General features: G+C 73.5%; 24 protein-coding genes and 1 riboswitch. Of the genes, 8 read left to right on the forward strand and 16 right to left on the reverse strand.

What is annotated here, in order from left to right; genetic code table 11:
• Positions 1-148 precede the first annotated feature (148 nt).
• A complete protein-coding gene (locus ACF0H8_RS01190) occupies positions 149-1,741 on the forward strand; it encodes an ATP-binding protein (RefSeq protein WP_395287169.1) in 1,593 nt (530 codons plus the stop codon).
• On the forward strand, positions 1,738-2,400 hold the full coding sequence (locus tag ACF0H8_RS01195; RefSeq protein ID WP_395287170.1) for a response regulator: 663 nt from the start codon (positions 1,738-1,740) through the stop codon (positions 2,398-2,400). Before ACF0H8_RS01190 ends, ACF0H8_RS01195 begins: the two co-directional genes overlap by 4 nt.
• Before the next feature lie 351 nt (positions 2,401-2,751).
• Here the strand turns inward: ACF0H8_RS01195 and ACF0H8_RS01200 are convergent, their stop codons facing one another.
• The 3 genes from ACF0H8_RS01200 to ACF0H8_RS01210 form a co-directional block, all read right to left on the reverse strand.
• On the reverse strand, positions 2,752-3,834 hold the full coding sequence (locus ACF0H8_RS01200; protein WP_395287171.1) for a DNA polymerase IV: 1,083 nt from the start codon (positions 3,832-3,834) through the stop codon (positions 2,752-2,754).
• Between the two features lie 160 nt (positions 3,835-3,994).
• Entirely contained in the window at positions 3,995-4,714 is a 720-nt protein-coding gene (locus ACF0H8_RS01205; RefSeq protein ID WP_395287172.1) for a DUF4386 domain-containing protein, read from the reverse strand.
• Between the two features lie 83 nt (positions 4,715-4,797).
• Complete coding sequence (locus ACF0H8_RS01210; RefSeq protein ID WP_395287173.1) at positions 4,798-5,826, reverse strand: NAD(P)-dependent alcohol dehydrogenase; 1,029 nt, start codon at positions 5,824-5,826, stop codon at positions 4,798-4,800.
• Between the two features lie 97 nt (positions 5,827-5,923).
• Between ACF0H8_RS01210 and ACF0H8_RS01215 the strand changes: the two genes are divergently transcribed.
• The 3 genes from ACF0H8_RS01215 to ACF0H8_RS01225 all read left to right on the forward strand — a co-directional run bounded on the left by ACF0H8_RS01215 (position 5,924) and on the right by ACF0H8_RS01225 (position 9,104).
• Positions 5,924-6,625: a TetR/AcrR family transcriptional regulator gene (locus tag ACF0H8_RS01215; RefSeq protein WP_395287174.1), complete on the forward strand. Its 702-nt coding sequence runs from the start codon at positions 5,924-5,926 to the stop codon at positions 6,623-6,625.
• A gap of 110 nt (positions 6,626-6,735) precedes the next feature.
• Complete coding sequence (locus ACF0H8_RS01220) at positions 6,736-7,539, forward strand: glycoside hydrolase family 16 protein (protein ID WP_395287175.1); 804 nt, start codon at positions 6,736-6,738, stop codon at positions 7,537-7,539.
• Positions 7,540-7,745: 206 nt separating this feature from the next.
• Positions 7,746-9,104 carry an alpha/beta fold hydrolase gene (locus ACF0H8_RS01225; RefSeq protein ID WP_395287176.1) on the forward strand — a complete coding sequence of 453 codons (1,359 nt, stop codon included), beginning with the start codon at positions 7,746-7,748 and terminating at the stop codon, positions 9,102-9,104.
• Between the two features lie 15 nt (positions 9,105-9,119).
• On the opposite strand, the gene ACF0H8_RS01230 is transcribed toward ACF0H8_RS01225, so the two are convergent.
• The 6 genes from ACF0H8_RS01230 to ACF0H8_RS01255 all read right to left on the reverse strand — a co-directional run bounded on the left by ACF0H8_RS01230 (position 9,120) and on the right by ACF0H8_RS01255 (position 14,689).
• A complete protein-coding gene (locus ACF0H8_RS01230; protein WP_395287177.1) occupies positions 9,120-9,308 on the reverse strand; it encodes a hypothetical protein in 189 nt (62 codons plus the stop codon).
• 70 nt (positions 9,309-9,378) lie between these two features.
• Complete coding sequence (locus tag ACF0H8_RS01235; protein WP_395287178.1) at positions 9,379-10,713, reverse strand: NtaA/DmoA family FMN-dependent monooxygenase; 1,335 nt, start codon at positions 10,711-10,713, stop codon at positions 9,379-9,381.
• The gene (locus ACF0H8_RS01240; RefSeq protein ID WP_395287179.1) at positions 10,697-11,533 is read right to left on the reverse strand and encodes an energy-coupling factor transporter transmembrane component T family protein; all 837 of its coding nucleotides are present in this window, start codon (positions 11,531-11,533) and stop codon (positions 10,697-10,699) included. The genes ACF0H8_RS01235 and ACF0H8_RS01240 overlap by 17 nt, the downstream gene beginning before the upstream one ends.
• Positions 11,530-13,353 carry an ABC transporter ATP-binding protein gene (locus ACF0H8_RS01245; RefSeq protein ID WP_395287180.1) on the reverse strand — a complete coding sequence of 608 codons (1,824 nt, stop codon included), beginning with the start codon at positions 13,351-13,353 and terminating at the stop codon, positions 11,530-11,532. Before ACF0H8_RS01245 ends, ACF0H8_RS01240 begins: the two co-directional genes overlap by 4 nt.
• A 50-nt stretch (positions 13,354-13,403) precedes the next feature.
• Positions 13,404-14,012 (reverse strand): ECF transporter S component, encoded by a 609-nt coding sequence (locus ACF0H8_RS01250; RefSeq protein ID WP_395287181.1) that lies wholly within the window; start codon positions 14,010-14,012, stop codon positions 13,404-13,406.
• A gap of 14 nt (positions 14,013-14,026) precedes the next feature.
• Positions 14,027-14,689 (reverse strand): YkoF family thiamine/hydroxymethylpyrimidine-binding protein, encoded by a 663-nt coding sequence (locus tag ACF0H8_RS01255; RefSeq protein WP_395287182.1) that lies wholly within the window; start codon positions 14,687-14,689, stop codon positions 14,027-14,029.
• Positions 14,690-14,743: 54 nt separating this feature from the next.
• A riboswitch (TPP riboswitch) is annotated at positions 14,744-14,851 on the reverse strand.
• 230 nt (positions 14,852-15,081) lie between these two features.
• Here ACF0H8_RS01255 and ACF0H8_RS01260 point away from each other — a divergent pair.
• Together ACF0H8_RS01260 and ACF0H8_RS01265 are read left to right on the forward strand one after the other, a co-directional pair.
• On the forward strand, positions 15,082-15,375 hold the full coding sequence (locus ACF0H8_RS01260; protein WP_395287183.1) for a hypothetical protein: 294 nt from the start codon (positions 15,082-15,084) through the stop codon (positions 15,373-15,375).
• The gene (locus ACF0H8_RS01265) at positions 15,375-15,602 is read left to right on the forward strand and encodes an SDR family oxidoreductase (RefSeq protein ID WP_395287184.1); all 228 of its coding nucleotides are present in this window, start codon (positions 15,375-15,377) and stop codon (positions 15,600-15,602) included. The genes ACF0H8_RS01260 and ACF0H8_RS01265 overlap by 1 nt, the downstream gene beginning before the upstream one ends.
• Here ACF0H8_RS01265 and rlmC read toward each other — a convergent pair.
• From rlmC to ACF0H8_RS01285, 4 genes are all read right to left on the reverse strand, one after another.
• Entirely contained in the window at positions 15,560-16,738 is a 1,179-nt protein-coding gene (rlmC, locus tag ACF0H8_RS01270) for a 23S rRNA (uracil(747)-C(5))-methyltransferase RlmC (RefSeq protein ID WP_395287185.1), read from the reverse strand. The two genes, ACF0H8_RS01265 and rlmC, sit on opposite strands and share 43 nt — an antisense overlap.
• A 124-nt stretch (positions 16,739-16,862) precedes the next feature.
• Entirely contained in the window at positions 16,863-17,654 is a 792-nt protein-coding gene (locus ACF0H8_RS01275) for an ABC transporter ATP-binding protein (protein WP_395287186.1), read from the reverse strand.
• Positions 17,654-18,565, reverse strand: a complete 912-nt coding sequence (locus tag ACF0H8_RS01280) for an ABC transporter permease (RefSeq protein ID WP_395287187.1) — start codon at positions 18,563-18,565, stop codon at positions 17,654-17,656. Before ACF0H8_RS01280 ends, ACF0H8_RS01275 begins: the two co-directional genes overlap by 1 nt.
• 10 nt (positions 18,566-18,575) lie before the next feature.
• Positions 18,576-19,589: an ABC transporter substrate-binding protein gene (locus ACF0H8_RS01285; protein WP_395287188.1), complete on the reverse strand. Its 1,014-nt coding sequence runs from the start codon at positions 19,587-19,589 to the stop codon at positions 18,576-18,578.
• Between the two features lie 297 nt (positions 19,590-19,886).
• On the opposite strand from ACF0H8_RS01285, the gene ACF0H8_RS01290 reads away from it, so the two are divergent.
• On the forward strand, positions 19,887-21,359 hold the full coding sequence (locus ACF0H8_RS01290; protein WP_395287189.1) for an FGGY-family carbohydrate kinase: 1,473 nt from the start codon (positions 19,887-19,889) through the stop codon (positions 21,357-21,359).
• A gap of 48 nt (positions 21,360-21,407) precedes the next feature.
• Here ACF0H8_RS01290 and ACF0H8_RS01295 read toward each other — a convergent pair whose 3' ends face one another.
• From ACF0H8_RS01295 to ACF0H8_RS01305, 3 genes are read right to left on the reverse strand one after another with little or no spacing between them, the layout of a single operon-like run.
• Positions 21,408-22,292, reverse strand: coding sequence for an NAD(P)-dependent oxidoreductase (locus ACF0H8_RS01295; protein ID WP_395287190.1), 885 nt, complete (start codon positions 22,290-22,292; stop codon positions 21,408-21,410).
• Entirely contained in the window at positions 22,289-22,915 is a 627-nt protein-coding gene (locus tag ACF0H8_RS01300; RefSeq protein ID WP_395287191.1) for a DAK2 domain-containing protein, read from the reverse strand. The genes ACF0H8_RS01295 and ACF0H8_RS01300 overlap by 4 nt, the downstream gene beginning before the upstream one ends.
• Before the next feature lie 4 nt (positions 22,916-22,919).
• The gene (locus ACF0H8_RS01305) at positions 22,920-23,921 is read right to left on the reverse strand and encodes a dihydroxyacetone kinase subunit DhaK (RefSeq protein ID WP_395287192.1); all 1,002 of its coding nucleotides are present in this window, start codon (positions 23,919-23,921) and stop codon (positions 22,920-22,922) included.
• Positions 23,922-23,939: the final 18 nt, after the last annotated feature.

The raw sequence follows: 23,939 nt of genomic DNA on the forward strand, positions 1-23,939 counted from the left end.
CGGGTCACCATTGCGGTCGCAGTGGACGTTGAGTTCTTTGTGGTCACGCGAAGGCGTCGTCAGCAATCACGGTGCGCACCGGTCAGGATGGCACCATGTCGGGGTCGATCCCCGGCCGGCGTGGGCAGGGGCGTCACGAGGAGGTGGCATGAACGGGAGCCGGATGACGCTGGCGGGGCAGCTCCTCGCGCTGCAGCTGCTCGTCGTGCTGCTGGTGGTTGTGACGGTCGGCGGTCTCTCCTTCGCCCAGACGGCGGAGCAGGTGGAAAGAGCCGAGGGTCGCCGCGCCCTGTCCGCGGCGGAGAACCTGGCCGGCAACCCCACCGTCAGGGGGCTGCTGCCCTCCTCCCTGCCGGGCGGGAGCGCCCCGCTGGCCGCGGTCGGGGAGACGGTCCGGACGGTCTCCGGATCCACCACCGTGACGCTGCTGCGCCCGGACCGGACGGTACTGGCGTCCTCCCTGCCCGGCGACGTCGGCACCGTGCTTCCCGACGACGCTCCCGGCCGGGCCCCCACCCGTTCCTGGGTCGGGCCGGTCGCGGGTGGTTCCGCCGTCGCCGCCGAGGTCCCGGTGCTCGACGACGACGGCCGCCTCGTGGGAACGGCCCGCGTCGGCAGGGAGCTGCCCTCCCTCGCCGAGCGCGTCACCCTCGCCGGCCCGGAACTCGCGGTCTACGTGGGGCTGGCCACGACGATCGGCGTCATCGGCTCGACCATGCTCTCGCGCCGGATCAAACGCCAGACCCTCGGCCTGGAGCCCACCGAGATCGCCGGGCTCGTCGAGCACCGGGAGGCGCTGCTGCACGGGATCAAGGAGGGGGTCCTGGCGCTGGACCAGGCGGGGCGGGTGACCCTCGTCAACGACTCCGCCCGGCTGCTGCTGGCCCTGCCGCCGGACGCCGTCGGCCGCCAGCTGGCGGAGCTCACGAGGGACCCGGAGCTGCGCGCGGCGCTGACCGACGACGTCGCGGCGCCGGACCGGCTGATCGTCGTGGGTTCGCGCCTGCTGGTGCTGAACCGGATGCCCGTGCACTCCCACGGTGCCGTGCTGGGCTCGGTGACCACGATGCGTGACCAGACCGACCTGCAGGCCATGGAGCGGGCGCTGGACACCTCCCGGCGCGCCACCGGCACGCTGCGGGCGCAGACGCACGAGTTCTCCAACCAGCTGCACACCATCTGGGGACTGCTCCAGCTGGGCGAGCACGACGAGGCGGTGCGCTTCGTCGAGGGCGTGAGCCACCACCGGGAAAGCCTGTACCTTCAGGTCACCGAGCGGGTCGCGGACCCGCCCGTCGCGGCGCTGCTCATCGCCAAGGACTCCCTCGCGGCGGAGCGGGGCGCGCGGCTCCAGCTCACGCCGGGCTCGCACGTGAGCCGGGTGGACGAGCGCCTCTCCCGGGACCTCGTCACCGTGGTCGGCAACCTAGTCGACAACGCCCTTGACGCCGTCGCCGGGGGCGCAGAGCCGCGGGTGGAGGTCTCCCTGGCCGAGGACGAGGACGCCGTCACCGTCCGCGTGCACGACTCCGGGCCCGGCGTGGACGGCGCGGGCGCGGAGAGGCTCTTCCGGACGGGGTACACCACCAAGGCGTCTGACGACGCCGGCGGCCGGGGGTACGGCTTGGCGCTCGTGCGGCTGGTGTGCCGCCGGCGGGGAGGCGACGTCGCGGTGCACAACGACCACGGGGCGGTCTTCACCGCCCGTCTACGGAAGACCCGTTCGGAGGTTCCGGCATGATCGAGGTGCTCATCGTTGATGACGACTACATGGTGGCCAAGATCCACGAGGGCTTCGTCGCCCGGTGCGCCGGGTTCGAGGTGGTCGGCGTCGTCCACGACCCTGCGGCCGCCGTCGCGGCCGCCGAGCGGCTGCAGCCGGACCTGGTGCTGCTCGACGTCTACCTCCCCGGCGCCACGGGCCTGGACATCCTCGGCCGGCTGCGCGAGGCGGCCCCCGACATGGACGTCATCGTCGTCACCGCGGCGCGCGAGGCGGAGACGGTGAAACGAGCTGTGCGCGGCGGGGCCGTGCAGTACCTCATGAAGCCCTTCGCCTTCGCCGACCTGCAGCAGCGCCTCCAGCACTACCGCGAGACCCACCGCGCGCTCAGCCCCGGTGCGGAGGCCGCACAGACCGACGTCGACCGGCTCTTCGCCACCCCCAAGGTCTCGGCACCGCTGCCGAAGGGCCTGAGCACGGAGACGCTGCAGCTCGTCGAGCAGGTGCTGACGGCCTCGGCGCGGGACCTCTCCGCGGCCGAGGCGGCCGAGCTCTCGGGGATCTCGCGCGTGAGTGCGCGGCGCTACCTCGAGCACCTGGCAGAGGCCGGCAAGGCCGAGGTTCGGTTGCGCTATGGCGAGGTAGGCCGACCTGAGCGTCGGTACGCCCGGCGCTGACACTCGGTCGACCGAATTCCTCGTGGGCTGCGCCGCCGTGCGCCGTCAGTCCCCTCCAAGGGCCGCGCGCGGCGACCCCTGCCGGTAGCGCAAGCCGTCGGCGGGCTCGGCCGGGACCGCGACGCCCAGCAGCGCTCGGTGGAAATTGGCGATCTGAGGGCGACCCGGTCCACGACCGCCGCCGATCAGCCCAGGCCGAGGACGTCCACGATCGCCTGGTCGACAGCAGCCAGTTCGCTGGCGCTCAGCCGCCCGGCGAGCTCGCAGAGCCTTCCGGGTCGACGGCCGTCATCTGCTCGGCCATCACCCGCGTGCGCACACCGGCGGTCCTCGGACATGCACTCGACGACCTCACAACCGCCCACGCACCGGCGTGCGCTCCGCCGGGTCGCCGTCGTCGGGCATCACCATCTCGGCGCGCACCCCGAGCAGCCGGATCTCCCGGCCGGGCTCGATCCGCTCCGCGAGCGCGGCCGCTGCCGCGACGACGTCGTCGCGCATGGTGGTCGGTGCCGGCAGCTTCCTGCCCATGACCTTGGTGACGAACGGGGCGTACCGGACCTTGAGGGTGACCCGGAAGACCGGCCGGCCCTCCCGGGCGGTGTCCTCGAAGACCTGCTCGGCCAGCTCGCGCACCGCGGCCTCCACCTGCTCGGCGGTGGTGAGGTTGTGCTGGTAGGTCGTCTCCCGGCTGTGGCCGCGGGCCACCCACGGGCTGTCGTCGACCACCGCCGGCCCGATGCCGCGGCCGAGCTCGGCGTACCAGAGCCCCATCCGCGGCCCGAACTCCGCGACAAGCTCCTCCCGCGAGGCGGCCGCGAGCTGGGCGACCGTCGCGATGCCGTGCGCGGCCAGCCGCTTGGACACCTTCGAGCCGACGCCCCACAGGTCCCGCGTCGGCCGCTCCCCCATCACCTCGAACCAGTTCTCCGCTGTCAGCCGGAAGATCCCGCCCGGCTTGCCGAAGCCGGTGGCGATCTTGGCCCGCACCTTGTTGTCCCCGATCCCGACCGAGCAGTGCAGCGCGGTGGAGGCGAGCACGGCCTCCTGCGCGCGGCGGGCGAGCGCCTCCGGGTCGTCGGTCACGGCACCGAGGAAGGCCTCGTCCCAGCCGAGCACCTCGACGACGACGCCGAGGTCCCGCAGCGTCGCCATCACCTGTTCCGACGCGGCCTCGTAGGCGGGCGCGTCCACGGGGAGGAACACGGCGTCCGGGATCATCCGGGCCGCCGTGCGCAGCGGCATCCCGGAGCCGACGCCGAACTTGCGTGCCTCATAGGAGGCGGTGGAGACGACCGCCCGCTCCGTCGGGTCGCCCCGCCCGCCGACGACGACGGGCAGCCCGGCGAGTTCCGGCCGCCGCAGCACCTCGACAGCGGCGATGAACTGGTCGAGGTCGACGTGCAGCACCCAGGGCCTGGCGCCGTCGCTCATGGCACGAGTCTCACCGCTGGACCCCGCCGTGTCACCAGGGTGCGGCCGCCAAGAGCCGCGGCCTCATCACGCGGCGAGGTGCCGCCCGTGGTGGACATTCGTCAGGAATATAGCCTGACGAAGTTTCGCCGCTCGAAGCACGGACGCCTCGACGCCTCGCTCAGCCGGGCCGACGAACTGACCACGCGGGCACGGAAGTCGCGCCGGCCGTCGACACGGCCGCGCCGCCCACCGTCAGGCGCGGCCCCTTGATGAGCAGCCACAGCATGAGCGCCACCTCGCCCACGAACGTGACGGCCGAGACGGTGACCGAGTAGCCGGGCACGAGCACCGCGCCGAAGGTGTCGGCCAGATAGCCGAGCCCGGCGACCGCGACCAGGACGCCCACGATCCTGGACATGAACCCCGATCGGTACGCCAGGTATCCGGTCAGCACCAGGTGGATGCCGAAGAAGACGTAGCTGGCGCCCCACATGTTCTGGAACGCCTCGATCTGCGCGAGGGTCCGCTCGGCGTCGCCCGAGAGGGGGAGGACGGCGGCCAGGTGGCTGATCGCGACCACGAAGACCACGGCGTAGGCCACCCGGAAGCCGGCCGCGAGGGTCGAGATCGCCGGGCTCGCGGCCGCGAACACCACCCGCAGCGCCACTGCCACGACGACGTCGAGCACGGCGACCAGGTACAGGCTGGCGACCCCCCAGCGGAACAGCCGCTCGGAGCTCGCGATGGCGTCGGCCGTCGCGGTGGCGTCGCCGGGCGTGACGAGGCCGCCGAGGACGCCGAAGTTGGCAAAGACCGCCAGGGCGGCCAGGACCAGCAGTGCGGTCCCGGCAACGAGACTGGCCGAGCGGAGGGACCGGTCGGGATGGGTGGCGTTCATAAGATTCCCCTTCGGGGTGGCAGGTGTCGCTCAGGCAAAGCCGGCATGAGAGCCAGGCCGAGGCCGGCGGATCGAGCGAGAGATCAGAGCGTGATGGCGACCTTGCCCCGGACCTGGCCGGCCTCGAGGGCGCGGAGCGCCTCGGGCACCTGGTCGAGCGGGTACGTGGTGTCGAGGCTGGGCGTCACCTTGCCGGCCTCGATGAGCTCGGTGAGCCGCTCGAGCCGGTCGGCGCGGGCGAGCCCAAGGAAGAAGGTGAACCGCTGGCGGACGAACATCGACAGGACCACGGCCGCCAGCTGCCGGCCCATGCCGCCCGTGAGCCTGTCGCCGTCCTCCCCGCCGGTGAGCACGACCGTCCCGGCGGGCGTCAGCGCGCGCCGGAGCTTGGAGATCGGCCGGTTCCCGGCGATGTCGAGGATCAGGTCCCAGTGGCGGCTGCCGTCGGTGAAGTCCTCGCGGGTGTAGTCGATCGCCTCGGCGCCGAGGGACCGCACCAGCTCGAGCTTTCCGGTGCTGGCCACGCCGGTGACCGCGGCCCCGAGTGCCTTGGCGAGCTGGACGGCGTAGCTTCCGACGCCGCCGCCGGCGCCGACGACCAGCACCGTCTGGCCCGGCCGGACCCGTCCGGCGTCGGTCAGAGCCTGCAGGGCGGTGGACCCCGAGACGGGGACGGCGGCCGCCTGCGTGAAGCTGAGGTTCGCCGGCTTGCGGGCCAGCTGCTTCTCCCGGGCGACGGCGTACTCGGCGAAGCTTCCCTTGCCGGCGCCGTACACCTCGTCCCCGACGCCGAACCGGGTCACCCTCGGTCCCACGGCGACGACGGTGCCGGCGAGGTCCATGCCGAGCACCGGGTTCTTCGGCCGGGGGACCCCGAAGGCGAGGCGGCCCAGGTAGGGCAGCCCGGTCATCATGTGCAGCACGCCCCGGTCCAGGCCCGCCGCGTGGACGTGGACGAGCACCTCGTCGTCGCGCGGCTCGGGGCGCGCGACCCGGGCGAGGCGCACGACGTCCGCCGAGCCGTACTCCTCCCGCACGGCCGCTCGCATCGTGCCTGCCGCCGCCGCCCTGCCGTCCGGGGTGCCGGTTGTTGCTGACTTCTCGGGTGCCATGACGAGCCCCTCGTCGGGACGGCGGAGCCCGGTGCCCTGCCGTACTTAGTAAGGGAGCGTAGCCTTACAAAGTACGGATCGTCTAGAGGGGGCTGAGATGGCTGACGGAGCGATCGCGAGCGGGCCGAGCGGGGGTGCGGGGCGCGCGCCGCTGACGCGCGAGCGGGTGCTGGGCCGCGCCGTCGCCATCGCCGACGAGAAGGGTCTCGGCGCGCTCACGATGCGCTCGCTCGCCCAGGAGCTCGGCGTCAAGCCGATGTCGCTCTACCACTACGTGGCGAACAAGGACGCGATCCTCGACGGGATCGTCGACATGGTCTTCGCCGAGATGGAGCTCCCCTCGGCCGGCGGCGACTGGCGGGCGGAGCTCGCTCGCCGCGCGGCGTCGGCACGGACGGTGCTGCGGCGGCACCCGTGGGCGATCGCCCTGATGGAGTCGCGGTCCACCCCGGGGCCCGCGACGCTGCGGCACCACGACGCCGTGCTCGGCACCCTGCGGGGCGCGGGCTTCTCGCTGCCGATGACCGCGCACGCCTACGCCCTGCTCGACGCCTACGTCTACGGCTTCGCGCTGCAGGAGGCGGCCCTGCCGTTCGACAGGGACACCGCCCCCGAGGTGACGGAGGCGATCGCGGCGCAGTTCTCCCCCGAGGAGTACCCCCATCTGGTCGAGCTCACGGTCGGGCATGCCCTGCAGCCCGGCTACGACTTCGGCGACGAGTTCGAGTTCGGTCTGGGCGTGATCCTCGACGCTCTCGCCGCGGCGCTTCCCCAGGGCATGGGCCGCCCGGGACACTAACCTCGGGCATCGCCCTGCGCCCGCAGGTCCGACGCGACGTTCCCCCGCCGGCGCGCGCCCGCCCGACGGGGCAGCCTCACCTCTTGGCACGAGCGGAACCGAGGAGAGCCATGTCCGGCACCGGAACCACCTCGTCACGACCTCTGTTCGAGCCGGACTTCGCGGATGATTTCAGCGCTCCCACTCTGGACCCGGGTCGGTGGGTGGCCCACTACCTGCCGCACTGGACCACGCCGGAGCGCTCTGCCGCCCGGTTCGACCTCGACGCCCACGGGCTCCGGCTGCGCATCGACGCCGACCAGCCGGCGTGGCGGCCCGAGAACGGGCCGATGCGGGTGTCGAACATCCAGACCGGAACCTGGTCGGGGCCGGTCGGCAGCGGCGCGGGCCAGCACCGCCAGCAGCCGGGTCTGCGTGTTCGGACGGCTCAGCCCACCCGGCACCTGTGGACGCCATCGCACGGACGGGTCGAGGTCACGGCACGGGCGAGCCCGGACCCGGCCTGCATGCTGGGGATCTGGCTCGTCGGCTTCGAGGAGGCCTCGCCGGAGCAGGCGGGCGAGATCTGTCTCGCGGAGCTCTTCGGGAACGCGATCGGTCCCGCGGGGTCAACGGTCCGCCTCGGCATCAAGGCGCACCATGACCCCCGGCTGACTACCGACATGGCCGACCTGACCCTTCCCATCGACGCGACCGGGGAGCACACTTACGCCGCCGAGTGGGACGACGGCGGGGTGCGCATCTTCGTCGACGGCGACCCGGTGGGGTCCTTCGCCCAACGGCTCGACTATCCGTTGCAGCTGATGATCGACCTCTTCGAGTTCCCGTCGTCCGGCGAGCGGAACCCGGCGGACTACCCGAAGACCGCGGTGATCCGTTCCGTCCGCGGCTTCCGGGTCGCACCGGGTCGCTGAGCGTGCGACGAGCCGTTCACCACCTCGATCACCAGGTGTGGTGATGACCCGTCATCACGCGCCTCCCTACCTTCAGGTCATCCCGCGACACCGGCCCGGGACGACACCGACCACTGAGGAACGGCCATGACGACTTCTACCCCCGCCCGGGCGGCCGGCGCGTGCCGGCACCTCGGGGCGTCCCGGCGCGTGCCAGGAGGGCAGGCATGAGCGCCACCGACTCCGTTCGGGGACTGTCGACGGCGGCCGCCACCGGCCGCGCGCACCCCTCCCGCCGTCTCCGCCGCATCGTCGTCGGATCGCTGCTGACCGGCCTGATAGCCGCGGGCGTGCTCACCCTGGGCGTCTTCGGCGGAGCGCCCGAGCATGCCATCACCGGGTCGGCGCTGCTGGGGTTCGCCCTCGGCTGGGCCATGCTGGCGGTGCTGTCCATCCGGATGACCGACCAGCCCCAGCGCTGGGCCCTGGTCCCGGCTGCCGCCATGGCCGTGACCGGGGCGGGGCTGCTGGTCGTCGCGCCGGGGGACAGCGGCCTGACCGCCGCCGGGTGGGTGTGGCCGCCGCTCCTGCTGGCGCTCGCCGTCTGGATGGGCCTGCAGGTTCGCCGGTCACTGCCGGCCCGGAGCGGGCGGTGGGCGCTCTACCCGGTCGTGACCGTCATGGTTGCCGCGGCCCTCGGCGGCATGGTCGAGACCGTTGCCGTGGCCGCCGACTCGCGCACCGACGCCATGCCCGGGCAGTCCTACGACGTCGGCGGCTACCGGCTCCACCTCGACTGCACCGGCTCCGGGAGCCCGACGGTCGTGCTCCAGAGCGGGCAGGGCGAGGCGTCCCCGCACTGGAGCCGCATCGCGCAGGCCGTCAGCGGCACGACCCGCGTGTGCGCCTACGACCGCGCGGGGCAGGGCTGGAGCGACGCGCCGCAGGCCCAGGACGGGCTGCGGGCCGCCGCCGATCTGCACACGTTGCTCTCCCGTGCCGGCGAGCAGGGCCCGTACGTGCTCGTCGGGCACTCGATCGGCGGCGCGCACGCGATGACCTACGCCTCCGCGTACCCCGAGGAGGTCGCCGGGATGGTCCTGCTGGACAGCACCGACCCCTACGGGGCCCCGCCCGTCGACCGCTCGGGCGAGGCGGGCGCCTCCGCCTCATTTGCCGCGCTGCCCGTCCTGGCCCGGCTGGGCCTCGGGTGGGTCGCGTCGTCGCTGGCTCCCTCCGCGCTCCCCGAGCCGGCGGCCGGACAGGTCGACGCGCTCGCCGCCACCCCGCGCCACTGGCGGAACTACGGCGACGACTTCGCCACGATGCCCGCGCTGCTGGGCCAGGCTCAGGCGCTCACCACCCTCGGCAGCGTGCCGCTGGTGGTGCTCACCGCCGACGCGTCGCTGGACCGGCCCGCCGCGCACGACCGGATGGCCGAGATGTCCAGCAACAGCAGCCACCGCTTCACGGACGAGACGCACGCCGGCGTGCTGGAGGAGCCGCGCGGCGCCGACGTGTCGGTGCGCGCCATCGAGGACGTCGTCCGGTCCGCGCGCAGCGGTTCGCCACTTCCTCAGCGGTGACGCCGGCGGCGTCCGTCAGTCGCCTTCGGCGGCGCCCGGCGCGGCCGGGCTCTCGCCGCGGCCGCGCGACTCCAGCGCCTGGGCCATCCGCTCGCCCTTGCGCACGGAGACCACCAGCAGCGTGAACACCACCCCGGCGATGCCGGCGAGGATCGCGTAGGTGACCCGGGCGCCCAGCCGGGCGTTTCTGTGCAGGCTCGTCATGAGGGCCACGCCGTCGGTGGACAGCAGGAACCGATCGCCAGGACGCCGACGAGCGGGGTGCGGGGCGCCGTCACGCCAGGCCCAGCCGCCCGCGAAGGGTGCGCTGCTCGTACTCCTTCCGGAACCGCCCGCGCCGCTGGAGCTCGGGGACCACGCCGGCGACAAAGTCCTCCAGCGACACCGGGTACAGCGCGGACATGACGACGAAGCCGTCCGCGGCGCCGGCGTCGACCAGCTCGCACAGGTAGTCGGCGATCGTCGAGGGCGAGCCGACCGGCTGAGGCTTGAGCTGACTCATGGCTTGCCGGGCGGCGAGGTCCCGCACGGTGAGGCCCTCGGCCTGGCAGGCACGCAGCAGCATGTCCTCGAACCCGTCGCTGCCGGTGGCCCCGCGGTGGGCCAGCACCAACGCGGCGCCATCTCCATCGGGGTCGAGCTCGTCGGGGCGCGCGTGCAGGAGGCGGCCGAGGATCCTGAGGATCTCCCCCTCGTCGAGCATCGCCTTGAGCTCGGCGAGCCGCTGCCGGGCGGCGGCGTCGGTGGGACCCACCACCGGCTGCACGGCGGGCAGGACGAGGAGGTCGTCCGGGTCTCGCCCGACCGCGGCGGCCCGCCCGCGCAGCTCCGTGCGCAGCGCCCGCATGCCGTCCGCGTCGTCGGCGACGGCGAAGACCACCTCGGCCCAGCGCGCGGCGAATCTCTTGCCCCGCTCGGAGGCGCCGGCCTGCATGAGCACCGGCCGGCCCTGGGGGCTGCCCGGCAGGGTGAGCGGGCCACGGCTCAGCGGCGGCCCGTCCGGGCGCCGGGGGATGCGGTGGATCCGCGCCGGGTCGGCGAAGGTCCGGGCGCCGTCGTCGAGCCTGAGGGCGCCGGGCTCCCACGTGTCCCAGAGGTCCAGCACGGTGCGGACGACGCGGTCGGCGTGGTCGTACCGCTGGCCCTTGGGCGGGATGGCCCGCATGCCGAGGTTGCGGGCCTCGGCGTCCGTGGTGGAGGTGACGACGTTCCAGGCCGTCCGGCCGCCGGAGAGGTGGTCGAGGCTGAGCATCGTCCGCGCGATGACGTACGGCGGGAGGAACGTCGTCGACATGGTCGCGCCGAGGCCCAGGTGGGTGGTGACGGCCGCGACGACCGACGCGACGACCACCGGGTCGACGTAGATGGTGCCCTTGCCGCCGGTTCGGACAGTGGTGGCGTAGCTCCCTGCGTGGTCCTCGGGCACCGCCAGCGCGTCGGGCAGGAACATCATGTCGAACCGGCCGCGCTCGAGGGTGCGGGCGAGGTCGGCATAGAACCCCGCGTCCAGCCAGTCGGTGCGGGACAGCGGGTGGCGCCAGTTCTCCGCGTACTGGCTCGTCGGCGGGTTGACCATCGCGACGAGGTGCATGTCAGCCCGCGAGCGCACCGGGACCCTCCAGGTAGCCGAGGGCCCGGCTGGCCAGAAGGACGCCAGTCACGACGGTGACCACGCCGGCCACCAGCGCCCAGTCGGCGGCGGTGACGCGGACGGGCCGCCACGTGGTCCGGGGCTCCAGCCCGAGCCCGCGCGACTCCAGCGCCTGGGCCATCCGCTCGCCCTTGCGCACGGAGACCACCAGCAGCGTGAACACCACCCCGGCGAGGTGGCGCGGCCCCCGCGGGGGCCGGGCGCCGGCGTTCATGCCGGCCCCCGACGTCCGCGCGGCGTCGGGCAGCTCGGCCCGTACCGCATGGGCGTGCCGGATGGTGCTCCACTCCCGCGGCATCTCCTGGAGCATCCGGTAGCCGGCGAGGATCGCGTAGGTTACCCGGGCGCCCAGGCGGGCGTTCTGGTGCAGGCTCGTCATGAGGGCCACGCCGTCGGTGGAGAGCAGGAACCCGATCGCCAGCACGCCGACGAGCAGGGTGCGGGCGGCCAGCGCCGCGCCCACGGCGAGCCCCTCCTCGGTCACCCGCAGCAGCCCGGCCTGCCACAGCACCACGCCCGGCCGGGCGAGGGCGTTGACCACCAGGACCCCGAGCGCGAACGCGACGAACGGCACGTGCGCCGCCGCCAGGGTGCGCAGTGGCACCCGCAGCGACGCCGTCACGGCGGCAAGCGCCAGCAGGTAGAGCACCGCGGGCGTGAGCGGGTCGAGGAGGAAGACGGCGACGAGGGAGACGAGGGTCAGCAGCGCCAGCTTCACGGTGGGGTTGCGCCGGGCCAAGGGCGAGTCCACGACCGGCGCGGCCGTCAGGGCGCTCACCGGGCCACCGCCCGGGAGTGCGACGCCGTCGCCGCCGGATCCGCCGGCGAACCCGGCGCCGGAACCTCCACCGCGGATGGCGCCGCCGCCCGTGCGCCGCGAGGCCGTGCCGCCGGGACCGCATCGTCGAGCCGCCGCAGCACGTGCCCGACGGCGGGGCCGGGGAGGTGCTCGAGCAGCCACGCCACGAGCGGCGGCAGCGTGAGCCCGGCCCGGGCGAGCACCTCGCCGTCGCGCAGCACCTCCGCGGTCGGCCCGTCGGCGAGCACGCCGCCCTCCCCGAGGACGACGACGCGGTCGGCGAGCCCGGCGACGGTGCGCAGGTCGTGGCTGGAGAGCACGACGGCGCCGCCGCCGGTCGCCACCTCCCGCAGCGTCGCCGCGGTGGCGATGGTGTCCCGCCGGTCCAGGCCGAGGGTGGGCTCGTCGGCCAGCAGCACCGGGCGCTCGTGCGCGATCATCGCGGCCAGGCTGAGCCGGCGCTTCTCCCCGCCCGAGAGCCGGAAGGGGTTCTGCCCGGCCAGGTGCTCGAGCCGGTGGCGGCGCAGCTGACGCGCCACCACGTCCCCGGCGACGGCGGCCGGGAGCCCGTGGGCGATCTCGTCCCGCACGGTGCTGGCGAGGAACTGGTGCTCGGCGTTCTGGAACACCAGCCCCGGACGCGCGCCCTCGACCCGCCCGCCGAGCGGCGCCAGCAGGCCGGCCAGCGTGAGCAGCAGGGTGGACTTCCCGACGCCGTTGGCGCCGAGCAGGGCGACCGCCTCGCCCGGTCGAACGGCCAGCTCGATGCCGGACAGCAGCGCCGGCGCGGGCGGGGCCGCCTGCCGGCGCCGGCGGGTGCGCCGCGCCGCCGGCTCCGCCCGGCCCACCGCGAGCCCGCGGGCGGCGAGCAGCGGGGCTCCGCCGTCGTGCGCGGGCCCGCCGGCGCCGGATACCCCCTGGGCACCGGGCACGCCCGGCGCCCCGGGCGGCTGGGCCGCCTCCGCCGCGAGCGCACGCAGCAGCTCGGTGTTCGCCGGCGCCGCCAGCCCGCCCTCGGCGCCGGTGAGGGCGAGCAGCTCGGCGTCCAGGGGCAGCCAGCACCCGGCGGCGTGGAGCTCGTCGGCGTGCTCGCGCAGCACGACGGCGGTCGGACCGTCGGCGAGCACCTCCCCGGCCTCTCCCAGGGCGAGCGCCCGGGCGGGCAGCCCGGCGATCCCGGCCGGGCCGGCCCACTCGTCGAGGCGGTGCTCGACCAGCACCACCGCCGGGCCGTACCGCCGGACCGCCCGGTCGAGGGCGCCGCGGACGGCGGTGACGCCCGCCGGGTCCAGCATCGACGTCGGCTCGTCCAGCAGCAGCACCTCCGGCTCGGTCACCAGGGCGGCGGCCAGGGCGACCCGCTGGGACTCCCCGCCGGAGAGCGTGGCGGTGACCCGGCCCCGCAGGGCGCCGGCGCCCACGGCGTCGAGCGCGGCGCCGATGCGCGGGCCGATGGTCGCGGGGTCGGCGGCGTGGTTCTCCAGCGGCAGGGCCAGCTCCTGCTCCACCCCGGGCAGGCACACAGCGGCCGCGGGGTCCTGCGCGAGGACGCCCAGGTGCCGGGACCGCTCGACGACGGGCGTGGCCGCCGTCGTCGGACCCACGGTGACCGTGCCGGTGACGGTGGCGCTCACGGTGTGCGGCACCACCCCGGTGATGGCGTGCAGCACGGTGGACTTGCCCGAGCCGGAGGCGCCGAGCACGACCACCTGCTCCCCGGGCGCCAGGGCCAGGGACACCCCGCGCAGCACCGGCTCCGCGCGGCGGGGGAAGGTCACCGAGACGTCGCGGAGCTCCACGACCGGCCCGGTGCCCGCCCCCGCCGCTCGCGGGGCCGCCTGGGCCCGGCTCACGACCGGCCCGGGGCCCGGCCGATGGCGAAGTTGTCGACGACGCCGGTGCGTGCCAGGGCGTCGACGATCACCTTGGCCAGCAGGCCGCCGAGGACGATGCCGGAGAGGCACTGCAGCACCAGGCGCAGGGCGAAGATGTCCTGGCCGTACCAGCCGGCGCGGAACGCGGAGTAGAAGAACACCAGGCCGGCGCCGAGCAGGCCGGAGACGGCGTAGACGCCCCAGCCGAACCGGCGGTAGCGGGTGAGCGCGAAGGGCAGCTCGCTGCCCGCGCCCTGGATGGCGGCGGCGACGAGCAGCAGCGGCCCGACCGGGGAGCCGAGGAAGACCACCTCGACGACCGAGGCGATGACCTCGGCGATCACCCCCGCGAGGGGGCGGCGGATGATGGCGACGGCGATGGGTGCCACCAGCAGCCAGCCGCCGAGCAGCAGGTGCTGGGAGAGGTCCCCGGCGGGGCCCATGAGGATGCTCAGCCCGTTCCAGGCCTGCACGAGGGCCCAGTAGGCGAAGCCGAAGACGACGCCGAGGACGACCATGAGGACGAGGTCCTTCATGGCCCAGCGCGGGCGGGCGGGGGCGACGGCGGCGGTGGTGTCGTTCATGGCGCGCTCCTCCCTCACGCCTCGACCGGGCTCGGGGAGCCCACGGAGACGGTCAGGTGCGTGACCACGTGCGGCACGTGGGCGCCGACCTGCGCCCAGGCGTCGACGGCGGTCGCCAGGACGTCGGCGACGTCACCGGTGAGCTTAGTGGCGTAGTGCGCCGGGCTCGTCGTGGTGCCGCGCCGGCGGGCCGAGGCGATCGCGGCCTCGATGTGGGCCATGTGGTCACCGGCGTCGGAGCCGCCGTCGAGCAGCGGGTAGAGCGACCACTGGGCGGCGGCGCGGATGCCGGTGCGCTCGAGCTGCACGGGTGCCGGGTCGGGCAGCCCGGTGACCGCGAGGTCGCAGGACACCTCGCCCGGGCAGCCACGGGAGAGCAGCACGTGGGCGACGACGTGCCCGCCGCCCGAGCGGCGCGAGGCCGCGGCGACGACGGCGGTGAGGTAGGCGGCGAGGCGCTGCTCGGCCGGAGCGGTGCGGGCGCCGACGTAGGTGCTCACCTCGTCGGTGTCGATCACCAGGCCCTCGGTGAGGCCGGCGGCCTCGGCGTCGGCGAGGGCGCCGAGGATGACCTCGACGAAGTCGTCGCAGTGGGGGTGGATGCTCAGCCGCATCCCGATGCCGAGCTGATCCGGCGTGGCGCCGGTGTCGGTCAGTTCTTCGAGCTTGGTGCTCATCACGGTCCCTTCTCGGGCCCGCGGGTACCTCGAGACCCGCCGACGACGCACGTGCGTCGGGCGGATGCCCTGCTCCCTACGCCGGTACGAACCGGATCAGGTATACGGGTCTGCGGACTGTCCGCACTCTCAGCGCTCCTCAGCGCTCCCCGGGGGTGCGGCCGAAGTTACTCCTGACCGCCCACGGGTCAATGGCCGGTTCGCCAGGTGAGACCGCGCCGGGTCCGCGTCCTCCGATGGCGTGAGGCCGGCGACGAATGCAGCGCAGTTCACGCCCGCAGGTTCTGGCCGGGGTCCGGGCACGAGCGCGACCATAGGGACGGAAGGAGTCGCGAGTTCCGCTCCTGAGTGAGGTCACCGGCGCCCTCGGTTCTTCGTCACCGGTGGGAGGCATGGTGTTCAAGGCCTTGTTCCAGTCAGCGCTGTCCGACTGGACCGCGTGGGTGCGTGACCGGCTGGACCACGGCGCGGCGTCCGACACGTCCGCCCCGTACGTCGTGCAGCACATGCACCAGGTGCTCCGCGCCTACTCGCGGGCCGAAGCTGCCGCCGCCCGGGAGCTGGACCCCGACGAGCGGTTTGAGCTGATCGCCGAGTGGGCCGCGTCCGGGGGCCTCACCTGGACCGAGGCCGAGTCCTTGCTGGAGCTGGAGGAGGCCACTGCCTGGCGACTGCCGGCGCGGTGATGCTCGCCGCGGACGGCATCCGGGTCAACGCGGTCGCACCGGGGACGGTGCGCACGGACATCCACGCCGCGGCGGGCGATCCCCGCCGCGCGACGCGCGTCGCCTCACGCATCCCGTTCGGCCGGCCCGGCGAGCCGGAGGAGATCAGCCCCGCCATCGGCTGGCTGCTGAGCGCGGAGGCCGCCTACGTCAGCGGCGCCGTCGTACGTGTCGCCGGCGGCCTCTGACCCGCCCCGCCGGGCGCCCGCTCGAGCAGCACCAGCGCCTCGTAGTGCGCGGTCTGCGGGAACATGTCGAGCACCCGTGCGCGCCGCGGCCTCAGCGACGGCATGGCGGCGAGGTCGCGCGCCAGCGACACCGCGTTGCAGCTGGAGTAGATCACCGACCGGACCGAGGACGACTCCAGCCAGCCCGCCAGGTCGGGGCCGATGCCCCGCCGCGGCGGGTTGACGATGACCAGCTCCGGCGCCTGCTCTGCGGCGAGCGCGAACGCCGTCGCGTCCCCGGCCTCGAAGCGCACCCGACCGAGGCCGGCCTGCGCCCGGGTCAGCTCGGCGGAGGCGATGGCCTCCCGGCTCACCTCGATGCCGGTGACGTTGCGGTCGCCGTCGGCGCAGTGCAGCGCGAAGCCGCCGACGCCGCAGTAGAGGTCCCACAGCGAGGCGGGCGCGAGCTCGTCCACCCAGGCCCGCGCCTGGCGGTACAGGGCCGCGGCGACGTCGGTGTTGGTCTGGAAGAAGCTCTGCGGGCGCAGGTGCAGGTCGACGCCGTCGACGCCCATCCGCAGGGTCTGCTGGTCGGTCAGCACGATCTCGCGCTCGCCCTCCAGGACCGCCTTGTGCTCGGGGAGGATGTTGGCCGAGGCGACCGCCAGCTTCGGCAGCGCCTGGCGCAGCCACGGCAGGTGCTTGCGGATCCGCACGACCGACTCGTCCGTGCGCAGCACGAAGCGGACCATGAGCTCGCCGTCGGGCGACTCGGTGACGAGCAGGTTCTTCAGCTGGCCGCGCCGGCGCGGCACGTCGTAGGGCGTGAGCCTGGCCCGCCCGACGAACTCGGCGAGCACGGGGAACGTGGCGTGCAGGCTCGCCGGGTACAGCCCGCACTCGCGCAGGTCCACGCCGCGGCCGCCGCCGTCGAGGATGCCCAGCTGCGGGTCCTCGGCCGTGCCGGCCACGGCCATCTTGGCCTTGTTGCGGAAGCCCGACTCCCGGCTCGCCACCGGCGGCAGCCACTCCAGGGCGGGGAAGTCGGCCAGCAGGGTGCGGCAGTGCTCCTCCTTGCCGGCCAGCTGGTCGGCGTAGCTGCGCCCCAGCAGGGTGCACGAGCGGCACCGGTCGGCGTCGAAGTAGGAGCATTGCATCAGCCAGCAAGCGTATTTCCGCGCCCGGTCGGCGAGAAGAAATACCGGACGAGGCCTCGGTCACGAAAAATGAGGCTCTCCTCGCGATCATCCGACGGGATGGACGCGGAAGCGCGAAAGATGGCTACTGCAGCATCGTCCGGTCGTCGAGCCCTGCGCCCTTGATCTTCTCGAACTCGTGCAGCAGGTCCGGCACGGTGGTGCGGGCCTTGGTGGCGGCGTCGAGGTCGAGGATGATCCGGCCCTCGTGCATCATCACCAGCCGGGTGCCCAGCTCGAGGGCCTGGGCCATGTTGTGGGTGACCATGAGCGTGGTGAGGTGGTGGCGCTCCACGGCCTCCGCCGTCAGCCGGGCCACGAGCGCCGCGCGCTGGGGGTCCAGGGCGGCGGTGTGCTCGTCCAGCAGCAGGATCTTGGGCTCGCTGAAGGTGGCCATGAGCAGCGACAGGGCCTGGCGCTGACCGCCGGAGAGCATGCCGACCTTCGCCTTCAGGCGCGACTCCAGGCCGAGCTCGAGGGTGGCCAGCTCGCGGGCGAAGAGCTGCCGCTTGGCGGCCGTGACGCCCCGGCGCAGGCCCCGGCCCTTGCCCCGCTCGTAGGCCATGGCGAGGTTCTCCTCGATGGTCATGTGCGGGGCGGTGCCGGCCATCGGGTCCTGGAACACGCGGGCGACGTCCCGGGCGCGCTGGTGGTCCGCCAGCCCGGTGACGTCCTTGCCGTCGATGGCCACCGTGCCGGTCCCGGGACGGAGCTTCCCGGCGGCGATGTTGAGCAGGGTGGACTTGCCGGCGCCGTTGGAGCCGATGACGGTGACGAACTCCCCCGGCTCGAGTGCGAGCGTGACGCCGCGCAGGGCGACCCGCTCGTTGGGGGTGCCGGCGAAGAAGGTCTGGGTGACGTCGTCGAGGCGCAGCATCAGGCGTCCACCTTCGCCTTCGCGCCGACGTGGGTCCGGCGCAGCCCGAGCCGCGCGCCGAGGCCCTTGAACAGCCCCCACTGCGGCAGGACCAGCGCGATGACCACGAGGACGGCCGAGATGAGCTTCATGTCGTTGGGGTCCAGGCCGATCGTGAGTGCCAGCTGGATGACCACCCGGTAGACCACGGAGCCGAGCACCACGGCGAGGGTGGCGATGACGATGGTGCGGGTGCCGAAGATCGCCTGGCCGATGATCACCGACGCCAGGCCGGCAACGATGAGGCCGATGCCCATGCCGATGTCCGCGAAGCCCTGGTACTGGGCGATGAGCGCCCCGCACAGCGCCACCAGGGCGTTGGACAGCGCCAGCCCGAGCACCTTCGTCCGGTCCGTGTTCACGCCGAAGCTGCGGATCATCTCCTCGTTGTCGCCGGTGGCCTGCAGGGCGAGCCCGAGGTCGGTGTGCAGGAACCAGTCCAGCAGGAGCTTGAACACCAGCGCGACGACGGCGAAGATCACCACCGCCACCGCGGTGCCCATGAGGCCGCCGTCGCGCAGCGGGGTGAGCAGGGTGTCTTCGCGCAGCAGCGAGAGGTTGGCCGCGCCCATGATGCGCAGGTTGATCGAGTACAGCGCGATCTGGGTGAGGATGCCGGCCAGCAGCGGGTTGATCTTGCCCTTGGTGTGCAGCACGCCGGTGACCGCCCCTGCCGCCAGGCCCGCGGCGATGGCCGCGAGCGTGGCGAGCAGGGGGTTGGTGCCGCCCACGACGAGCATGGCGGCGACGGCGGCCCCGGTGGTGAAGCTGCCGTCGACCGTCAGGTCCGGGAAGTCGAGGATCCGGAAGGTCAGGTAGACCCCCAGGGCCATGAGCCCGTAGATCAGTCCCAGCTCCAGGGCGGCAATCATGCGGGTCCTCTTACTCCTCGACGACGACGTCGGCGCTGTCGAGCAGCTCCGCCGGGATGGTCACGCCCATGCGCTCCGCAGCGGCCGGGTTGACGTACAGCTGCAGGTCGGTGGGCGTCTCGATGGGCATCTCGGCGGGGTCGGCGCCCTCGTCGAGGATCTTCACCGCCATGAGGCCGGTCTGGTAGCCGAGCTGCTCGTAGTCGAAGCCATAGGTGGCGACGCCGCCGTTGGCGACGGAGTCACCCTCGCCGACGACCACCGGCACCTGCTTCTCCTCGGCCACCTGGACGAGGGCGTCGAGCGCGGAGACGACGTTGTTGTCGGTGGGCACATAGAAGGCGTCGACGTCCAGGGAGTTCGCGGCCTGCTGCACCTCGCCCGACGTGGTGATGGTGGCGAGCTCGAGGGTCAGGCCGAGCTTCTCGGCCGCCTCCTCGGCCAGGTCCACCTGCACCTGGGAGTTGACCTCGCCGGAGGAGTAGACGACGCCCACGGTCGTGGCGTCCGGCGCCAGCTCCTTGATCAGGCCCAGCTGCTCCTCGACGGCGTTGAGGTCGGAGGTGCCGGTGATGTTGCCGCCGGGGGCCTCCCAGCTGTCCACCAGGCCGGCCTCGGCAGGCTCGGTGACGGCGGTGATGAGGATGGGGATGTCCGTGATGGCCTGCGCGGCGGCCTGCGCCGTCGGCGTGGCGATGGCGAGCACGAGGTCCTTGCCGTCGGAGGCGAACTTGTTCGCGATAGAGGTGGCGGTGGCCTGGTCGCCCTGGGCGTTCTGCTCGTCGTAGGTGACGTTCTCGCCCTCGACGTAGCCGTTCTCGGCGAGCGCGTTCTTGAAGCCATCGCGGGCGGCGTCGAGGGACGTGTGCGAAACGATCTGCGTGATGCCGATCTCGACGGCGTCCTGCTCGCCGCCGCCGGCCGCGTCGGTGCCGTCGGCGCCGGAGTCGCTGCCGCAGGCGGCCAGGGTGAGGGCGGTGGCCGCGAGCGCCGCGCCGAGGATGCTCGTCTTCGAGCGCTTCATGGGAATCCTTCCGGACATGCTGCGGGCCGGCTGGGGCCCATCGTTCGAAACGCCGGTCTCGGGGTTTCCCGGCGCTGGGACCCTTGGCCCCGCTTCGCCCGCAGACTGTAGTCGACCGTCCATCACCTGGGCACTCCCGTCTCACGGCTGGCTGGAGGGCGCCGCCGCACCGGACTCGCGGCACATGCGCCCGCCACGGGCGGCCTGCGGTCAGGAACGTTCCGAAAGCGCGAGACAATGTCGCCAGGTCCTCTGGCGATGTCGCGATGACCGGCGGCACATCGGAAAGGCGGCTACATGAGACGCGCGACCCTCGGCGTCGACATCGGCACCTCGAGCAGCAAGGGCGTGCTCGTCCTCCCCGACGGGCAAATCCTCCGCACCGCCGTGCGGGAGCACACCGTCGACCGGCCCGCCCCGGGCCACGTGGAGATGGACGCCGAGATCTGGTGGCGCGAGTTCGTCGAGCTCGCCGGCGAGCTCACCGCCCCCGGCGACGTCGAGGTGAGCGCAGTCGGCGTCAGCGGCATGGGCCCGTGCGTGCTGCTGACCGACGACGACGGCACTCCCCTCCGGCCGGCCATCCTCTACGGCGTCGACACCCGCGCCACCGAACAGATCGCCATGCTCAACGCCGAGCTCGGCGAGGCGGCGATCCTCGACCGTGCCGGCTCGGCGCTCTCCAGCCAGGCTGTCGGCCCCAAGCTCGCCTGGGTGCGGCAGCACGAGCCAGAGGTCTACCCCCGGGCTCGCAGGCTGTTCATGCCGGCGTCGTGGCTGGCCTACCGGCTCACCGGCGAGTACGTGCTGGACTTCCACTCTGCCAGCCAGTGCACACCGCTCTTCGACATCCGCGACCTCCAGTGGTACGGCCCCTGGTCCGACCGCATCGCCCCCGGCCTCGAACTGCCGCCCCTGCGCTGGCCCGGCCAGCGGGCCGGCGTGATGCAGCGGGAGATCGGCGGCATCCCCGCCGGGGTGCCCGTAATCACCGGCACGATCGACGCCTGGTCGGAGGCGGTCAGCGTCGACGCCCAGAACCCCGGCGACCTCATGCTGATGTACGGCACGACGATGTTCCTCGTCGCGACCGTGCCCGAGCGGCTCACCAGCGAGCTCATGTGGGGCACCGTCGGCGCGTTCGAGGGCACCCGGAACCTCGCCGGGGGGATGGCTACCTCGGGCGCGATCACCTCCTGGCTTCGGGACGTGGCCGGCGGGGTCGACTACCCCACGCTGCTGGCCGAGGCGGAGGCGTCCGGGCCGGGCGCCCGTGGCCTGCTCGCTCTGCCTTACTTCGCGGGCGAGCGCACCCCGATCTTCGACCCCCACGCCCGCGGCCTCATCGCCGGCCTGACGCTCTCGCACACCCGCGGAGACCTGTACCGCGCCGTCCTGGAGGCCACCGCTTTCGGAGTGCGGCACAACGTCGACGCCCTACGCGCGGCCGGCGCGCGGATCGACCGCGTCGTCGCCGTCGGTGGCGGCACCCAGGGGAGACTGTGGACCCAGGTCGTCTCCGACGTCACGGGGCTGGAGCAGGTCATCCCCAGCCGCACGATCGGCGCCAGCTACGGCGCGGCCTTCCTGGCGGCCCGCCTCCTCGCGGACGTCTCGATCGCCGACTGGAACCCGGCCGCGGATCTCCGCGTGCCCGACCCGGGCACGGCCGCGCTCTACGAGGAGCGCTACCGGCTCTACCTCGACCTCTACCCCACGAGTCGCGAGGTCGTGCACGCTCTCGCGCGCAGCCAGCACCGGACCCCATAAGAAAAGGGTGCGGCGGGTGGCCCTCGCCACCCGCCGCACCTGCCTGGCTCAGCGCTGCGAGAGCTCGACCCCGGCCCGGCCGGCGAGCACCTTCACGAGCGCCGAGGCGTTGAGCTTGCCGAGCCCCGCCGCCATGGCCTCGTCGAGCGTCTCGGCCGCCACCGCCGTTCCGGGGACCGGCGCGCCGACCTGCTCGGCGAGCTCGCCGATCAGGCCCACGTCCTTGCGCATGAGGTGGAGCGCGAAGTTCGGCGAGTAGTCGTCCGCGAGGACGGCGGCGCCCACGCCGTCGTAGATGGGCGTGCGGAAGTCCGTCACGGCGACGACCTCGAGCACCCTGCTCAGGTCGAGCCCGGCCGCACGGGCGAGCGTGAGGCCCTCGCCGAGGGACTGCAGCTGGGCCGCGACGAGCAGGTTGCCGACGAGCTTCATGCGAGCGCCCGAGCCGGCCGGCCCCATGTGGTGCACGGACTCGCTCACGGCATCAAGGACGGGCCGCACGCGGGCGACCGTGTCGTCGTCGCCGCCGACGACGACCCAGAGCCCGCCGGCCGCCGCCTCACCCTTCGACCCGAAGACCGGCGCGTCCAGCATCGCGATACCGCGCTCGGCGTACGCGGCGTGCTCGGCGTCGCTGAGGGCCACGCTGATCGTCGACATGTCGACGACGACGGTGGGTGCCGCGACGTGGGCGAGCACGCCGTCCTCCCCCAGGGCGACGGCGCGCACGGCGGCGTCGTCGGACAGGCAGTACAGCACCACGTCCTGGCGGTGCACGGCGTCGGCGATCGACGAGGCCGTCCGAGCCCCGTCCACCTCGGCTGCTGCGGCCGCGGTGCGGTTCCACACCGTGACGTCGTGGCCGGCGGCCACCAGGTTCGCGGCCATGCCGCGACCCATGGTCCCCAGCCCGAGGACCGCGACGGCCGTCATGGCGCCACCACCGCTCCGGCCTTCTGCCACGACTGGAGGAACCGCAGCATCGCGGTGGCGCCGGGATCCTGCAGGCCGATGCTGCGCTCCTGCAGCCAGGAGGCCCGGCCACGGCGCGACTGCAGGTCGCGCGTCTCGACGACGGCCTTCTCCGCGGCGGCGATGGCGTCCTCGAGGCCGACAGCGCCGTCCGCCGCGGCGGCGAGCGCGTCGGCCGCGGGCAGGATCGCGTCCAGGATCGTCTTGTCACCCAGCTGCGTCTTGCCGCGCTGCGCGATGTTCTCCCCGGCGGCCCGTACGAACTTCGCGGCAGCCGCCACGTCGACGTCCTCGACGTCGGCCCACGCCTTGGATCCGGCGAGCAGGCCCCCGGCGACGAGAGCCGCCATCGTGGACGGGTTCGCGTTCGCGAACGCCTTCGCGGCGGCGCGGGCGATCTCGGAAGGCGTCGCGCCGTCCGGGATGGCGCCGAGCGCCTCGATGACGGCGTTGGCGCCGAGCGAGATGGTGATGCCGAGGTCGCCGTCGCCGAGCGCCTGGTCGAGGTCACGCAGTTCGTCGGCGTACGTGACCAGCTCGGCCAGGCTGCGCTGGATCGTGCCGACAAGCTCTGTGGAATGCATGGGATCAGACCTCCTGGAAGAACGGGGACGCGGCGGGCGCGTCGAGCAGGGCGAGGCGGGCGTCGTTGAGCACGAGCAGCGAGATCGACGCGCCGGCCATCTCGAGGCTCGTGGCGAACTCGCCGACGTACTTGCGCTCGATGGTGACGTCGCGGTCGGCGAGCATCTGGTGGACGCGGCGGTACATGACGTAGAGCTCCTCCAGCGGGGTGGCGCCCAGCCCGTTGACGAGCACGGCCACGCGGTCACCCTCGGTGATCTCCAGGTCCGCGACGAGTGCGGAGACGATGCGCTCGGTGATCTCGTCGGCCGTCTCGAGCGGGCCGCGGTGGATGCCGGGCTCGCCGTGGATGCCGATGCCGACCTCCATCTCGCCGTCGGGCACGTCGAAGCTCGGCTCACCGGTGGTGGGCAGGATGGTCGGAGACAGCCCGATGCCCATCGTCGCGGTGTGCTCCACGATGTCCTCGGCGACCGCGGCGACCTCCTCGAGGCTGTCGCCGCGCTCAGCGGCGGCGCCGGCGGCCTTGTAGGCGAAGAAGATGCCCGCGACGCCTCGGCGCTCGTGCTTGCGCTCCTTCGGCTGGCTGGCGACGTCGTCGCGGCCGAGCACGGTGCGGGTCTCGATGTCCTCGAGCTCGGCCAGGTCGGCCGCGAGGTCGAAGTTGAAGACGTCGCCGCCGTAGTTGCCGTACAGGTAGAGCACGCCGCGACCGCCGTCGACCGCCTTGGTCGCCTCGAAGCACTGCTGCGAGCTCGGGGAGCTGAAGACGTTGCCGATCGCCACCCCCGAGGCGAGGCCCCTGCCGACGTAGCCCTTGAAGAGGGGCAGGTGGCCGGAGCCGCCACCGGTGACGATGCCGACCTTGCCTGCGACAGGGGCGTCGGCCCGCACGAGGATGCGCCGGTCGTCGCCGGGCGTCTTCACCTTGTCGGGGTGGGCGAGGAGGATGCCCTCGATCATCTCGTCGACGAAGTTCTCGGGCTTGTTGATGATCTTCTTCATGACGTTCCTTTCGTCGAA

The sequence above is a fragment of the Georgenia sp. AZ-5 genome (assembly GCF_043952095.1).
Classification (GTDB): domain Bacteria; phylum Actinomycetota; class Actinomycetes; order Actinomycetales; family Actinomycetaceae; genus Georgenia.